General features: G+C 67.1%; 12 protein-coding genes and 1 tRNA gene. 11 read left to right on the top strand and 2 right to left on the bottom strand.

Features of this window, described 5'->3' with window-relative positions; translation table 11 throughout:
• Complete coding sequence (gene lysS / locus IEV67_RS17630; RefSeq protein WP_188438038.1) at nucleotides 1-1,533, top strand: lysine--tRNA ligase; 1,533 nt, start codon at nucleotides 1-3, stop codon at nucleotides 1,531-1,533.
• A gap of 3 nt (nucleotides 1,534-1,536) precedes the next feature.
• Here the strand turns inward: lysS and IEV67_RS17625 are convergent, their stop codons facing one another.
• Nucleotides 1,537-2,664 (bottom strand): DUF4192 family protein, encoded by a 1,128-nt coding sequence (locus IEV67_RS17625; RefSeq protein ID WP_188438037.1) that lies wholly within the window; start codon nucleotides 2,662-2,664, stop codon nucleotides 1,537-1,539.
• Nucleotides 2,665-2,778: 114 nt separating this feature from the next.
• Between IEV67_RS17625 and IEV67_RS17620 the strand changes: the two genes are divergently transcribed.
• The 3 genes from IEV67_RS17620 to IEV67_RS17610 all read left to right on the top strand — a co-directional run bounded on the left by IEV67_RS17620 (nucleotide 2,779) and on the right by IEV67_RS17610 (nucleotide 5,336).
• The gene (locus IEV67_RS17620) at nucleotides 2,779-2,955 is read left to right on the top strand and encodes a hypothetical protein (protein WP_188438036.1); all 177 of its coding nucleotides are present in this window, start codon (nucleotides 2,779-2,781) and stop codon (nucleotides 2,953-2,955) included.
• A gap of 101 nt (nucleotides 2,956-3,056) precedes the next feature.
• Nucleotides 3,057-4,511 carry a cardiolipin synthase gene (cls, locus tag IEV67_RS17615; RefSeq protein WP_188438035.1) on the top strand — a complete coding sequence of 485 codons (1,455 nt, stop codon included), beginning with the start codon at nucleotides 3,057-3,059 and terminating at the stop codon, nucleotides 4,509-4,511.
• Nucleotides 4,512-4,574: 63 nt separating this feature from the next.
• Nucleotides 4,575-5,336: a hypothetical protein gene (locus IEV67_RS17610; protein WP_188438034.1), complete on the top strand. Its 762-nt coding sequence runs from the start codon at nucleotides 4,575-4,577 to the stop codon at nucleotides 5,334-5,336.
• A gap of 16 nt (nucleotides 5,337-5,352) precedes the next feature.
• Here the strand turns inward: IEV67_RS17610 and IEV67_RS17605 are convergent, their stop codons facing one another.
• Complete coding sequence (locus IEV67_RS17605; protein WP_188438033.1) at nucleotides 5,353-6,351, bottom strand: diacylglycerol/lipid kinase family protein; 999 nt, start codon at nucleotides 6,349-6,351, stop codon at nucleotides 5,353-5,355.
• A gap of 57 nt (nucleotides 6,352-6,408) precedes the next feature.
• Between IEV67_RS17605 and serS the strand changes: the two genes are divergently transcribed.
• The 7 genes from serS to IEV67_RS17570 all read left to right on the top strand — a co-directional run bounded on the left by serS (nucleotide 6,409) and on the right by IEV67_RS17570 (nucleotide 14,415).
• Nucleotides 6,409-7,743 (top strand): serine--tRNA ligase, encoded by a 1,335-nt coding sequence (gene serS / locus IEV67_RS17600; RefSeq protein ID WP_188438032.1) that lies wholly within the window; start codon nucleotides 6,409-6,411, stop codon nucleotides 7,741-7,743.
• The gene (locus IEV67_RS17595; RefSeq protein WP_188438031.1) at nucleotides 7,740-8,570 is read left to right on the top strand and encodes an HAD family hydrolase; all 831 of its coding nucleotides are present in this window, start codon (nucleotides 7,740-7,742) and stop codon (nucleotides 8,568-8,570) included. Before serS ends, IEV67_RS17595 begins: the two co-directional genes overlap by 4 nt.
• Nucleotides 8,571-8,614: 44 nt before the next feature.
• A tRNA-Ser gene (locus IEV67_RS17590) sits at nucleotides 8,615-8,699 on the top strand.
• Nucleotides 8,700-8,751: 52 nt separating this feature from the next.
• Nucleotides 8,752-9,990, top strand: coding sequence for an LCP family protein (locus tag IEV67_RS17585; RefSeq protein ID WP_188438030.1), 1,239 nt, complete (start codon nucleotides 8,752-8,754; stop codon nucleotides 9,988-9,990).
• 76 nt (nucleotides 9,991-10,066) lie between these two features.
• Entirely contained in the window at nucleotides 10,067-11,071 is a 1,005-nt protein-coding gene (locus tag IEV67_RS17580) for a LacI family DNA-binding transcriptional regulator (RefSeq protein ID WP_188438029.1), read from the top strand.
• A gap of 255 nt (nucleotides 11,072-11,326) precedes the next feature.
• Nucleotides 11,327-12,994, top strand: a complete 1,668-nt coding sequence (locus IEV67_RS17575) for a glycoside hydrolase family 13 protein (RefSeq protein ID WP_188438095.1) — start codon at nucleotides 11,327-11,329, stop codon at nucleotides 12,992-12,994.
• A 50-nt stretch (nucleotides 12,995-13,044) separates the two neighbouring features.
• On the top strand, nucleotides 13,045-14,415 hold the full coding sequence (locus tag IEV67_RS17570; protein ID WP_188438028.1) for an ABC transporter substrate-binding protein: 1,371 nt from the start codon (nucleotides 13,045-13,047) through the stop codon (nucleotides 14,413-14,415).
• Nucleotides 14,416-14,424 lie beyond the last annotated feature (9 nt).

Genomic DNA, 14,424 nt, shown 5'->3' with positions numbered 1-14,424 from the left:
ATGACCACCGCGCCTGACGCGCCTGCAACCTCTTCCGACGACGCCTCAGGTGAGGAGGACGTCCACGAGCAGAAGGCCGTGCGCCTCGCCAAGCGCGAGCGTCTGATCGAGCAGCGAGCGGATGCCGCGGGCGGCGCGTTCCCCGTCGCGGTTCCGGTGACCCACACGATCCCGGCGCTGCGTGCCGAGTACGGCGAACTCGAGGCGGGGGCGGAGACCGGCGTGGTCGTCGGCGTCGCGGGTCGCGTGGTGTTCAGCCGCAACACCGGCAAGCTGTGCTTCGCCACGCTGCAGGCCGGAGACGGCTCGCGCATCCAGGCGATGATCTCACTCGCCGAGGTGGGCGAGGAGTCGCTGGCGCGGTGGAAGGAGTTCGTCGACCTGGGCGACCACGTCTTCGTGCACGGACAGGTCATCTCCAGCCGCCGCGGCGAGCTGTCGATCATGGCCGATGACTGGGCGATCGCGTCGAAGGCGATCCTCCCGCTGCCGAACGCGTACTCCGAACTCAGCGAGGAGGGGCGAGTGCGCAGCCGCTACCTCGACCTCATCGTGCGCGAGCAGGCACGCACCACCGTGCGAGCGCGCGCCGCTGTCAACGCGAGCCTGCGTGCGACCTTCGGCACACACGACTACCTCGAGGTGGAGACCCCCATGCTGCAGGTGCAGCACGGCGGCGCATCCGCTCGTCCGTTCATCACGCACTCCAACGCCTTCGACACCGAGCTGTACCTGCGCATCGCGCCGGAGCTGTACCTCAAGCGCGCCGTGGTCGGCGGTATCGAACGCGTCTACGAGATCAACCGCAACTTCCGCAACGAGGGGGCGGACTCCACGCACAGCCCCGAGTTCGCGATGCTGGAGGCCTACCAGGCGTACGGCGACTACAACCAGATGGCCGAGCTCACGCAGGAGCTCGTCCAGCAGGCGGCGATCGCCGTCTCGGGCTCGACCACCGTCACGTGGGCCGATGGCACCGAGTACGACCTCGGCGGCGAGTGGGATCGCATCTCGATGTACGAGTCGTTGTCAGAGGCGGCAGGACGCACCTTCACCCCCGAGGATGCGGTCGAAGACCTCATCGCCTTCGCCGAGGCGAACGGCGTTGACGTTCCGTCGCATGCCATCCACGGCAAACTCATCGAGGAGCTGTGGGAGCACTTCGTCAAGGGCGACCTCGTGCGTCCGACGTTCGTGATTGACTTCCCCGTCGACACGTCACCTCTGGTGCGCGAGCACCGCTCGATCGCGGGAGTCGTGGAGAAGTGGGACCTGTACATCCGCGGGTTCGAGTTGGCGACCGGATACTCCGAGCTCGTGGATCCCGTCATCCAGCGCGAGCGCTTCGTCGAGCAGGCGAAGCTCGCGGCATCGGGCGACGTCGAGGCGATGCGCGTCGATGAGGAGTTCCTGCGTGCGCTCGAGCACGGCATGCCGCCGTCGGGCGGCATGGGCATGGGCATCGACCGTCTACTGATGGCGATCACCGGCCTCGGCATCCGCGAGACGATCCTCTTCCCGCTGGTCAAGTAGCACTCACTTCTCGACCGCCTCGCCGCGCTGGAAGGACCACTGCGGCAGCAGTGCCGCATTGATCATGCTGCCGATGAGGCACGCGAGCGAGTAGCCGGGATCGATCTCGCTCACGAGCCGCAGGTAGTGAGCGGCGTGTGACGAGCGGCCGAGCGCCCACGACAGCCAGGCTGCGGCCGTGAGCGGCGCCGGCCGCGATGCACGGGGCGCGCGGGCGGCGGCGCCTCGGGCGATCGTCAACGCGACCCTGAGCCGGTCGACGTCGGGGCGCGGACCGCGCCCGAGGAAGATCTCGCCCAGTTCGTCCGGCACCGCGGTTCCACGCTCGGCATAAGCGAGCTGCGCGAGCATCGTGCGCTCGCCGGTGGGCAGGTCGGTCGCCCACTGCAGCAGTGCCACGTCGCGAAGCCGCGGCCGGTCGAAGCACCACAGCAGTGCGGCCGTGGCGAACGGCGGCAGATTCTCCGGCGAGTCGAGCAGGTCTTCGAAGAAGACCGGCAGATCCTCGAGCACCACCGCCGCGGCGATCGCCTGCGGGTTCGACCGCACTGCGTCGCGGAGATCCACGTGGTCATGAGCGAGCAGATCGGAGATCTCGAGCAGCGCGCGGCCCACCCGCTCCTTCTCTGCGAGATCGACGGCCGGCAACGCCGTGCCTGAATCCTGGTCGCCCGCTACATCGGCCAGGCCCGGAATCGACGCGGGTGCCGGGATCTCGGCGATCGGATGCAGGACCGGCTCATCATGCAGGTAGCTCGCCCACCCTTCGGGTGTGACGCAGAGAGCATCGACGATGTGCATGCCGAGGTCTTCGCTGAGGCCGAGCAGCTCGTCGACGACGACGCTCGACGGCAGTACGACCCCGTCCGGGGTGTGCTGTGGCGCCTCGTCGGTGTACACCACGACGGCGACGGCATCCGTTCCGCTGACCTGCGAAAGCAGACCGATCGCCGTGTCGACGTAGTCGTCGAGCTCGACGTCGTCATGCGGCAGGTCGATGCGCATCGCGCCGTGGGCGCGGGAGTGCTGGAAAGGCAGCAGCACGATGCTCTGCCGCGGTGTGAACCCCGCGAGGGACGGGACGAGGCCGAGGAACTCGGCGGAATCTGTGGCACGGAGGACTGTGTTCATGCCGTGAGTGTGGCCGATCAGGCGGCGTGAGAACGGCTGTGCACAGGGTGGATCGAGTGTTCCCGGATGTGCAGGAGGAGTCGGGGGCGCGTGACGGCGGCGTACGATGGACGTATGGACAACTTCTGGGTCGCCGCAGCGTGGTCGCTACTGCCGACGCTCGGAGTCAGCGTGGTCTTCTTCATCGTGATACGCGGGATCATCCGCTCCGACCGGACCGAGCGCAAAGCGCACGCGCAGATCGAAGCGCAGGAGCGCGCAGCGCGCGGCCTCCCGCCTCGCGCCTCCTGATCCCGGCCATCACGCCTGCCGGGCGCTGTCGTCTGTACCGGCTACGCTGAGCCTGACGCCGCATTCGGCGAAGCACGCGGTGCAAGTCGGGGGTGAATCGCATGGAGCAGTGGCCTTGGTGGGTGTTCGCGGTCGCCATCGTGATCGACATCGCCATCCGCGTCACGGCGATCATCATCATTCCGCGCAACCGTCGTCCGACCGCTGCGATGGCATGGCTGCTCGCCGTGTTCTTCATCCCTTACATCGGCGTGATCCTCTTCCTCATCATCGGCAATCCACGTCTTCCGCGCGCACGACGGCGCAAGCAGGATCAGATCAACGCCTACATCGATGAGACCAGCCACCAACTGCATTTCGGTACGCTCCGCCCGAATGCTCCGGACTGGTTCCCTCCCATCGTCGCCATGAACCAGAAACTCGGCGCCCTGCCGATCTCGGGCGACAACGGTGCCCACCTGATCAGCGACTATCAGAGTTCACTGGACGAGATGGCGGAGGCCATCCGCACCGCTGACGACTACGTGCATGTGGAGTTCTACATCCTGCAGTCGGATGCCGCGACCGACAACTTCTTCCGTGCTCTCGAAGAGGTCGCGGTCCGCGGCGTGACCGTGCGCGTGCTGCTCGACCACTGGGCGAACCGCTGGAAGCCCCGCTACCGCGACACCATCAAGCGTCTCGACGCGATGGGCGCCGACTGGCAGTTGATGCTGCCGATGCAGCCGCTCAAGGGCCGGATGCAGCGCCCCGACCTGCGCAACCACCGCAAGCTCCTCGTCGTCGACGGGACACTCGCGTTCGTCGGATCGCAGAACGTCACAGACTCCACCTACAACCTGCCGAAGAACATCAAGCGCGGACTGCACTGGGTCGACCTGATGGTGCGTGTCGACGGACCGATCGTGCTCAGCATCAACGCCATATTCCTCAGCGACTGGTACAGCGAGACCGACGAGGTGCTCGCCGAGATCGACATCACCCGCGCCGAGATCGGCAGTGGGGATCTGGACTGCCAGATCGTTCCCTCCGGCCCCGGTTACGAGGTCGAGAACAACCTGCGCCTCTTCCTCGCGCTGCTCTACGCGGCGCGGCAGAAGATCATGATCGTGAGCCCGTACTTCGTTCCGGATGAAGCCCTGCTCCTCGCAGTGAACGCCGCATGCGACCGCGGCGTCGCAGTCGAGCTGTTCGTGTCGGAAGAGGGCGACCAGGCGATGGTCTACCACGCGCAGCGCAGCTATTACGAGGCGCTGCTGCGCGCGGGCGTGCGCATCTGGATGTACCGCAGGCCGTACATCCTGCACACCAAGACCCTCACGATCGACGATGAAGTGGCCGTCATCGGCTCGAGCAACATGGACATGCGCTCCTTCGGCCTGAATCTCGAGATCTCGATGCTCGTGCGCGGTGAGGAGTTCGTCGCCGAGGTGCGAGCAGTCGAAGACCAGTACCGCGCACTGAGCCGTGAACTCACCCTGGAGGAGTGGCTGCAGCAGCCGTTGCGCTCCACCGTGCTCGACAACCTCGCGCGGCTCACCTCTGCGCTGCAGTGACGCCGTCGCAGTTCCCGACGTCTCGACGCTGACACAGCGGCGGGCGACGGCTACTCTGATGGCATGACCACCCCATCGCGAGTCGTCCTTGCCGCATCGACCCTGTTCGCTGCGGCGCTGCTCGTCGTCGGCTGCGCAGGATCGCCGGGGGCGACACCGCCGACCAGCAGCGCGACCCCGGATGACTCGGGCAGTGCGTCCGCGCCGCCGGCCGAAGACGATGTCGAGGCGGCGTGGCTCGACGACGGTCGGATGTTCGCCATCGTCACGTGGGGGTCGTCGACGTGCGTTCCGATCGTGGACGAGGTCAGCGCCGATGGGCAGAAGGTCACGGTCTCGCTGGTAGATCCGCCCAGCGCGGACGGTGAAGAGAAGGCCTGCACGGCTGATCTCGCGGCGCGCGCGAGCGTGGGAGGCATTCCCGAAGGCGTCGATCCGACCAAGGACGTCGAGTTCGTCGTCACGGTCGGCGACATCACCGACGACGTCGACCTCGACGGCAACTCCGCGCTCACCGGGACCCCCGGCAGTTCCACCGAGTACGCACCGAGCGCCGGCTGGTTCGATGACGACGGTGCGGTGCTGCTCACCTGGGGTTCATCCACCTGCCCCCCGATCGTCGAGGGCGTCGAAGAGCAGCCGGGCGGCGCGACCGTCACCTTCGCGACGGAAGACGGGGTGTGCACGATGGACATGGTGCCGCGCGCGACCGTGCTCGGGTTCGGCAACGATGACAGCGATGACGACGCCGCAGACGATGGCGAGTTCGTCCTGACGCTCGTCGGCGGCAACCTCGACGGCACCGTCTCCGTGATGCGGGGCTGAGCGGCCCGCTCGGTTCTCAGAGCGAATCGACCGGGTGCCCCGCGGGCAGCGCCAGCAGCAGGGCGCCAGGGGCGATGCGGCAGCGGATCCGCACGGCCTCGCCGAATTCGTCGCCGTCGAGTTCGATCGGCGTGGGCTGCGTCGCGGCGGCTTCGGCGACTCTTCCGCGCAGGTAGCGCACCGATGCGTCCCTGCCGCGGCGCTGTAGCACCAGACGGCCGGCGCGGAACCTGCGCAGCACCGAGTTGTCCCACCAGATCTTGCGCCACACTCCGAGCCACCCGAACGGTCCGGTCGGCTGGATGATCGCGACATCCATCTCGCCGTCGGCGATCGACGCTGACGGGATCAAGGCGATCCTGGCGGGCAGCGTGCCGCAGTTTGCGAAGAGCACGCTGTGCACCTTGGTCGAATGCAGCCGCGACTCGTCCATCTGATAGACGATGCGGAACGGCTTCGCATTCGGGAGCGATCGGGCGGCGCCGTCGACGTACGCCACCCAGCCGACCGACTTCTTCAGATCGGGTCTTGTGTTGGCGATCATGTCGGCATCCAGCCCGATGCCGGCGAGCACGACGAACGCGTGCTCGGTCGTCTCACCGCTCTCGCGTGTGAGAGCAGCCCAGCCGATGTCGATCGGATACCGGTACTCGCCGAGAGCCGCACGGATCATCGCCTCGGGGACGGCGAGGGGGAGTCCGAGGTTGCGTGCGAGCAGGTTCCCCGTGCCGCTGGGGATGATCGCCAGCGGGATCCCTGTGCTCGCCATCGCCTCGGCGACCGCCCGCACGGTGCCGTCGCCGCCGGCGACGAGCACCACATCGGCGCCATCGGTGATGGCGGAGCGGGCGGCCTCCTGCCCGGCATCCTCGATCGTCGTCTGGTAGAAGGAAGGCGTGGCCCACCCCGCGTCCTTCGACAGCTCGCGTACAGCGGAGCGCAGGCGCTTCTCGTCGACCTTGATGGGGTTGTAGACGAGGGCGGCCCGGCTCTCTCCAGAGGCGCTCTTCGGCATGCCGTTCACTCTACGTGCCGCCTCAGCGTCAGGATGCACCCCCGGTAGACTTGGGTCATGATCGACCTTGCCGTTCTCCGCGACCAGCCCGACCTCGTCCGCCGCTCGCAGATCGCGCGCGGCCACGACGCCGCCACCGTCGACGCTGCGATCGAGGCGGACCGATCGCGTCGGGCAGCACTGAGCGCATTCGAAGATCTGCGTGCAGAGCAGAACGCCTTCGGCAAGCAGGTCGCGAAGGCCCCCAAGGAGGAGAAGGCCGCCCTCGTCGCGCAGGTGAAGGAACTCGCCGAGCGCGTGAAGCAGGCGCAGCAGACGGCGAACGAGGCGGCGGATGCCGCGGCATCCGCTCTCGCCCCCATCGAGAACATCGTGATCGAGGGCGTGCCGGCCGGCGGCGAGGAGAACTTCGTCGAGCTGCGCCGTGTCGGCGAGGCGCCGACCTTCGATCCGGCCGTCTTCCCGAACGGCCCGCGCGACCACCTCGAGATCGGCGAACTGCTCGGCGCGATCGACATGGAGCGCGGCGTGAAGGTGTCGGGCTCGCGGTTCTACTTCCTGCGCGGGATCGGCGCGCGCCTCGAGATCGCGCTGATGAACATGGCGCTCGACAAGGCGTTGCAGAACGACTTCGTGCCGATGATCACCCCGACGCTGGTGCGTCCGGAGATCATGCAGGGCACCGGGTTCCTCGGCGAGCACGCCGACGAGGTCTACCACCTCGACAAGGACGACGACCTGTACCTGGTCGGCACCAGCGAGGTCGCGCTCGCCGGGTACCACAAGGACGAGATCGTCGACCTCTCCGGCGGCGCACTGCGCTACGCAGGATGGTCGACCTGCTACCGCCGCGAGGCCGGTTCCTACGGCAAGGACACCCGCGGCATCATCCGCGTGCACCAGTTCAACAAGCTCGAGATGTTCGTCTACACGACCCAGGAGGATGCCGAGGCGGAGCACCTGCGCCTCGTCGCCCTGCAGGAGGAGATGCTCACCGCGCTCGGACTTTCGTACCGCGTGATCGACGTCGCCGCGGGCGACCTCGGATCGAGCGCCGCGCGCAAGTACGACATCGAGGCATGGGTGCCGACGCAGGATGCATTCCGCGAGCTCACCTCGACGTCGAACTGCACGACGTTCCAAGCGCGTCGACTCGACGTTCGGCATCGTCCTGAGGCCGAAGACGGGTCGACTTCCAAGACGCAGCACGTCGCGACGCTGAACGGGACGCTCGCGACGACCCGCTGGATCGTCGCGCTGCTCGAGACGCATCAGCAGCCCGACGGCTCGGTGATCGTGCCCGAAGCGCTGCGGCCGTATCTCGGCGGGTTGGAAGTTCTGGAGCCGACGCTTCGGGATGCTCAGGGAACACTTCGGCAGGCGACGAAGTGACGGCTGCCTGGCTCGTCGGCCTCGACGTCGACGGAACGATCATCCTGCAGGACGAGACGATGAGCCCCGGCGTGCCGGAGGCCGTCGCGCGCGTGCGGGACGCCGGACACTTCGTGACGATCGCGACAGGGCGTAGCTGGATGGGTACTGAGCGCTGGGTCGACGCGCTCGAGATCACTCCGGAGTTCGTGGTGTGCTCGAACGGCGCCGTGACGATGCGTCGTGTCGGGGATTCGTGGGAACGCTGGCATGTCGAGACGTTCGACCCGACTGCGGTGCTCGCGCTGCTCACCGAGCGACTGCCCGAAGCGCATTACATGGTCGAACTCGCGACCGGCCAGCGCCTGTTCACGGGTGAGCTCGACGACTGGACGCTGAACGGCGGTCGCATGGTCGAACTCGACGAGCTCGGTGCTGAGCCGGTTTCGCGCGTCGTCGTGGTCTCACCGGGACACAGCGAGGACGACTTCCACCGTCTGGTGGCGGATGCCGGACTCAATGAGGTCTCGTATGCGATCGGCTGGACGGCGTGGCTCGACATCGCCCCGCAGGGAGTCGACAAGGGCACGGCACTGGAACGCGTGTATGCCGAACTCGGCATGCACGGCCCCAATGTGTTCGTCGCCGGGGACGGCCGCAACGACCTCGGCATGTTCGGCTGGGCGCTCGGGGTCGGTGGCCGTGCTGTCGCCATGGGGCAGGCGGTCGACGAGGTCAAGGATGCTGCGGGTGAAGTCACCGCAGACGTCGAAGACGGTGGACTCGCGCTCGCATTGGACACACTGGTGGATCATCCAGCGGTCCCCCAGGTGGGGACGAGACAATGAAACCGGCTAGACTCGACCACTGATCGGCGGATTCGTCTGTCGATGGAGGGTTGTCCGAGTGGCCGATGGAGCTGGTCTTGAAAACCAGTGGGCAGAGATGTCTCGTGGGTTCGAATCCCACACCCTCCGCATCACGAGCTGACTGCGGTACCCCGACTGCAACAGACTCGAAAGGGATTGAGTGAGCGAGAAGATCCGTCGCCGCAGGACTGTGGCCCGCCACGGTCAGTTGCGGTCCCCGGGCCCGATCAGCCAACTCCTCAAGATCATCGGTGTCGCGCTCGCCGTCGTGCTGGTCAGCGGGGTGAGCGTCAGCGCATTCGTGGTGAGTGATCTGTACGGCACCGCCACCGCCGATGCCGTGGAGCTGGAGGGGCAGAAGCCGATTCCGCCGGACATCAGCGAGTTCGAGGGCGGGTTCGACCTGCTGCTGGTCGGAACAGACACCTGTGAAGAGGCATACGCCCAGCTGTTCGGCGACCGGTGCTCCGGCAACGACGCCGAGGGCAACCTGAACGACGTCAACATCCTCCTGCACGTCTCGGAGGAGCCGCGTCGCATCACGGCGGTGAGCTTCCCGCGCGACCTGATGCTCCCGATCCCGGAGTGCACGCGCGAGGACGGCAGCATGACGTCGGCGATGAGCAAGCAGCCGCTGAACAGCGCGTACATGGACGGCGGCCTGAACTGCGTCGCCAAGACGATCACTGAGATCACCGGCCAGGATATCGAGTTCGCGGCATCCGTCACCTTCGGCGGTGTGATCGAGATCACCAACTCCATCGGCGGCGTCGACGTCTGCCTCGCGACCCCCATCAAGGACCGCTACACGGGTCTTGACATGGCGGCGGGAACGCACACGATCATGGGGCTGGAGGCGCTGCAGTTCCTGCGCACCCGCCACGGCGTCGGTGACGGCAGCGACCTCGGACGCATCGGCAACCAGCAGCAGTACATGTCGAGCCTGTCCCGCAAGCTCATCAGCGGCGAGGTGCTCGGAAACGTGCCGGTCATGCTCCGCCTCGCCAACACCGCGCTCAGCAACGTCGAGGCCAGCACATCGCTGACCAATCCGATGACGATCGTTCAGATCGCCCTCGCGGTCAAGGATGTGCCGTTCGAGGACATCGTGTTCCTGCAGTACCCGACCTACGAGGATCCGGACGACCCCAACAAGGTCGTCGCCGACACGCAGTCCGCGCAGGCGATGTGGGACGCGATCAATGCGAACCAGCAGCTGCAGATCACGCACGAGAACACCGAGAACGACGGAGTCGTGGTTCAGGAACCCGTCGCCCCGGCCGAGGGTGAGACCGCCACGGAGACTCCGGCGCCGACGGATACCGCCGTCGCTCTGCCGGACTCGATCAAGGGCAACTCGGCCGCGCAGCAGACCTGCTCGAACGGCAACGTCCGCTGAGCTAGGCGATTGTCGGCGCCCCGACGGATTGTTCAGTCGTTGCGCAATCACGCAAGTTCTTGCGTACACTGACCTCATGTCGAAGCGTCTGGCGGAGGTGGCACGCAAGGTCGGCGTGAGCGAGGCGACCGTGAGTCGTGTGCTGAACGAGAAGCCGGGCGTCTCGGATGCCACGCGACAGGCCGTGCTCACCGCGCTTGATGTGCTCGGCTATGAGCGACCGACGAAACTGCGCGGGGAACGGGCGCGGCTCGTTGGCCTGGTCCTGCCGGAACTGCAGAACCCGATCTTCCCAGCCCTTGCCGAGATCGTCGGCGGTGGCCTCACCCAGAACGGCTACACGCCGCTGCTGTGCACGCAGAACGCCGGAGGCGTCACGGAGTCCGACTACATCGACCTGCTGCTGTCTCAGCAGGTCTCGGGTGTGATCTTCCTCGGCGGCAATTACACGCAGGCCGATGCTGCGCATGAGCACTACGAACGACTGCGCCAGGTGAACCTGCCGACAGTGCTCGTCAACGCACGGATTCCCGGACTGACGTTTCCGACCGTGTCGACCGATGACGCCGCGGCGGCCGAGCAGGCGCTGCTGCACGTGCACCAGTTGGGGCACCGGAAGATCGGTATGCTGCTCGGCCCGAGCGACCACATCCCCTCGCAGCGCAAGCTCGCCGCCGGGCGCCTCCTGCTCGAGAAGCTCGGCGCTCCACTCGGTGATGACATGATCGTGCGCGGACTGTATTCCTTGGAGTCTGGACAGGCCGGGGCGACCAGGCTGATCGCCGCCGGTGCGACCGCGATCGTCTGCGCAAGCGATCCGATCGCCCTCGGAGCCGTGCGTGCTGCCCGCCGCGGTGGGCTCCGCGTGCCGCAGGACATCAGCGTGGTCGGCTTCGACGACTCCGCGCTGATGTCGTGTACCGAACCCCCGCTGACGACCGTTCGGCAGCCCATCGAGTCGATGGGCCGCACGGTCATCGAACTGCTGCTCTCTCAGATCGCCGGCACGAGAGAATCCGGTGACGAGCTGCTGTTCGAGCCTGAGCTCGTGCTGCGCTCGTCCACCGCACCCGCTGCCTGACCCGCGCCTTTCGGGTTGCCCGCGCCCGCGCTCGGACGCGGCTGCGCGCTGCTGTTGAGCCGTGAGGTGTCGCCTCGTGCCGCATCGACGGCGCCCATGCGACCACGGGCGACACCTCATGCTGGCTGTCGGACGGCGCCCCGATCGCAGAGTGTAAGAATTACGCGAAACTGTTTAGTTCTTGCAAATGTTCGTCGGTGAAGCTACATTCGGTTCATCACCGATCTGAGGAGCGATGTGGACACCGAAGTCCTGATGAAGAACGCGAGCACCGTGACGATGCCGACGGATGCCGGTTGGTGGCGCGATGCCGTGATCTACCAGGTGTACGTGCGCAGCTTCGCCGACGGAAACGGCGACGGCACCGGCGACCTCGCAGGCGTCAGAGCACGCCTCGGTTATCTCAAAGACCTCGGGGTCGACGCGATCTGGTTCAACCCCTGGTACCCGAGCCCCCTCGCTGACGGCGGTTACGACGTGCAGGACTACCGCGACATCGACCCGCGCTTCGGCACGCTGGACGAGGCGGAGCAGCTCATCGCAGAGGCACTCGCCTTCGGCATCCGCACCATCATCGACATCGTCCCGAACCACCTCTCCGACCAGCACCAGTGGTTCCGGCAGGCGCTCGCCGCCGGCCCCGGCAGCCCGGAGCGCGAGCGGTTCTGGTTCCACCCCGGCCTCGGCGAGAACGGTGACGAGATGCCGACGGACTGGGTCTCCAGCTTTCAGGGCGACACCTGGACCCGCACGACGAACCCCGATGGCACGCCGGGCGAGTGGTACCTGCACCTGTTCACGCCGGAGCAGCCTGATCTGAACTGGAACCACCCCGACGTTCGGCGCGAGCACGAGGACATCCTGCGGTTCTGGTTCGACCGCGGTGTCGCCGGCGTCCGCATCGACTCCGCGGCGCTCCCCGTGAAGGACCCTGCGCTGCCGGCGCTACCCTCCGGAGCGATCGCACCCGGTGCCCACCCGCACCTGGACCGCGACGAGCTGCACGACATCTACCGCGGCTGGCGCGCCGTCGCCGATGAGTATCAGGGGGAGCGGGTGCTCGTCGGCGAAGTCTGGCTCGACGACGCCGAGCGGTTCGCCCGGTATCTCCGCCCCGACGAGATGCACACGGCGTTCAACTTCGACTTCATGACCCAGCCGTGGAGCGCGCAGGCCATGCGGTCATCCATCACGCGCACGCTCGCCGAGCATGCGCCTGTCGGCGCTCCGGCCACGTGGGTGCTCTCCAATCACGACGTCACCCGCCCTGCGACGCGTTATGGCCGGGCCGATTCGTCGTTCGCCTTCGACCGCAAGCGGTTCGGAACGCCGACGGATGCCGTGCGCGGCCAGCGACGCGCACGAGCCGCCGCGCTTCTCACCGCGGCATTGCCGGGAAGCCTCTACATCTACCAGGGCGACGAGCTCGGCCTGCCGGAGGTCGAGCTGCCGCGGGAGGTCATCCAGGACCCGATGCATCACCGCTCAGGCGGCGTCGACCCTGGGCGGGACGGATGCCGCGTGCCGCTGCCATGGGCAGGAGCACGCACTCCCTACGGCTTCGGCGGCGAACCATGGCTGCCGCAGCCGGGAGACTGGGAGTCGTTCACGGTCGAGGCGCAGGAGACGGACCCCACATCGACGCTGCACCTCTACCGCCGGGCGATCGCGCTGCGCCGCAGCATCCGCGACCTCACCGCCGGTGCACTGGAATGGCTTGAGCTCGGCGCGGACGTCATCGCGTTCCGCCGCGGCGACGACTTCGTCAGCGTCACCAACCTCGGCGGCACTGCGGTGCCGCTTCCCGCGCACCACGAGGTGCTCCTCTCCAGCGCGCCGCTCGACGCCGCGCTGCCACCCGACTCCACGGCCTGGCTCGCCCTGCGCGACCTGCCGGAGCGCTCCGCCGGAGCGAAGCAGTAACCCCGCGCCTAGAACACCTGAACTGCAACACAGGAATGGAAGGACAGACAATGAAGTCACGCATCAAGCGGATCGCCCTCTCCGGCACCGCCGTACTCTCCACCGCAGCGCTGCTCGCAGGCTGCGCAGGAAGTACCGGCGACGATGCCGCAGCCGACGGTCCGGTGACCATCCAGGTCGCGATCGACGCAGGCCTCGAGCCGGAGGCGCGCGAGACCTTCGACGCACGGGTCGCCGAGTTCGAGGAGGTGAACTCCGACATCACGGTCGAGGCGCAGGAGTACACCTGGACCGGCACCACCTTCGCCGCCGAACTCGCCGGAGGCACGCTGCCGGATGTGTTCCCGATCCCGTTCACCGACGGCCGAGGGCTGATCGAGCGCAAGCAGATCGCCGACATCAGTGGTCTCGTCGCCGAACTGCCGTACGCCGACAAGTTCAATCCGAACGTCGCGCAGGCGGGGCAGGACGCGGACGGAAACATGTGGGCGGTGCCGATCGCCGCATACGGCCAGGGCCTGCACTACAACCGCACCCTGTTCGAAGAGGCAGGGCTCGACCCCGACAAGCCCCCGACGACGTGGGACGAGGTCCGTGAGTACGCGAAGCAGATCACGGATGCCACGGGCGAAGCGGGTTACGCCACGATGACATCGGCCAACACCGGAGGATGGATCCTCGCCACCACGGTGAACGCGTTCGGCGGTCGTACGGAGAACGACGACAGCACCGCGCCCACGATCGATTCGGACGCGGTCGTCGAGGCGCTGGAGTATCTGCAAGAGCTGCGCTGGGACGACAACTCGATGGGCGCGAACTTCCTCTACGACTGGGGCACCATCAACCAGGACTTCGCCGCGGGCCGGATCGGCATGTACATCTCCGGCGGCGGAAACTACCCGAACCTGGTCACGCAGAACGCGCTGAACCCGGACGACTACGGTCTCACCGTCCTGCCGCTCCAGGGCGATGACCCCGGAGTCCTCGGCGGTGGGACGCTCGCCGCGGTGAACCCGAAGGCGACCGCGGCCGAGCAGGCGGCATCCGTCAAGTGGATCGACTTCTACTACATGGGCAAGATCACGAACGAGGAGGCTGCGACGGCATCCGCGAAGCTCTCCGCTTCCCTCGACCAGCCCGTCGGTGCACCGGAGCTGCCGGTGTTCGATCAGGAGCTCTTCGATCAGAACCGGGAATGGATCTCGGAGTTCATCAACGTCCCCGTCGAGCAGATGAATCCGTACACGGATCAGATCGGGGAGCAGCAGATCCTCCCGGAGCCGCGGATCTCCACGCAGGAGGTGTACGCGCTGCTCGACACCGTCGTGCAGGCCGTGCTCACGGATCAGAACGCCGACATCAAGGCGCTTCTCGCCGATGCGCAGACTCAGGCCGAGGGCATCTACGCCGCAGCAGAGTGACCCGTCGAT

This window comes from Microbacterium murale, assembly GCF_014635185.1.
GTDB lineage: Bacteria > Actinomycetota > Actinomycetes > Actinomycetales > Microbacteriaceae > Microbacterium > Microbacterium murale.
Note: the sequence above shows the minus strand (reverse complement) of the source record. Positions and strands in the feature narration are given on the sequence as shown.

Excerpts from the sequence above, each read along its gene's own strand:
- IEV67_RS17625 (WP_188438037.1), bottom strand. The coding sequence starts at position 2,664 with ATGAACACAGTCCTCCGTGCCACAGATTCCGCCGAGTTCCTCGGCCTC.
- IEV67_RS17580 (WP_188438029.1), top strand. The coding sequence starts at position 10,067 with ATGTCGAAGCGTCTGGCGGAGGTGGCACGCAAGGTCGGCGTGAGCGAG.
- serS (WP_188438032.1), top strand. The coding sequence starts at position 6,409 with ATGATCGACCTTGCCGTTCTCCGCGACCAGCCCGACCTCGTCCGCCGC.
- IEV67_RS17620 (WP_188438036.1), top strand. The coding sequence starts at position 2,779 with ATGGACAACTTCTGGGTCGCCGCAGCGTGGTCGCTACTGCCGACGCTC.
- IEV67_RS17575 (WP_188438095.1), top strand. The coding sequence starts at position 11,327 with ATGAAGAACGCGAGCACCGTGACGATGCCGACGGATGCCGGTTGGTGG.
- IEV67_RS17570 (WP_188438028.1), top strand. The coding sequence starts at position 13,045 with ATGAAGTCACGCATCAAGCGGATCGCCCTCTCCGGCACCGCCGTACTC.
- IEV67_RS17610 (WP_188438034.1), top strand. The coding sequence starts at position 4,575 with ATGACCACCCCATCGCGAGTCGTCCTTGCCGCATCGACCCTGTTCGCT.
- cls (WP_188438035.1), top strand. The coding sequence starts at position 3,057 with ATGGAGCAGTGGCCTTGGTGGGTGTTCGCGGTCGCCATCGTGATCGAC.
- lysS (WP_188438038.1), top strand. The coding sequence starts at position 1 with ATGACCACCGCGCCTGACGCGCCTGCAACCTCTTCCGACGACGCCTCA.
- IEV67_RS17605 (WP_188438033.1), bottom strand. The coding sequence starts at position 6,351 with ATGCCGAAGAGCGCCTCTGGAGAGAGCCGGGCCGCCCTCGTCTACAAC.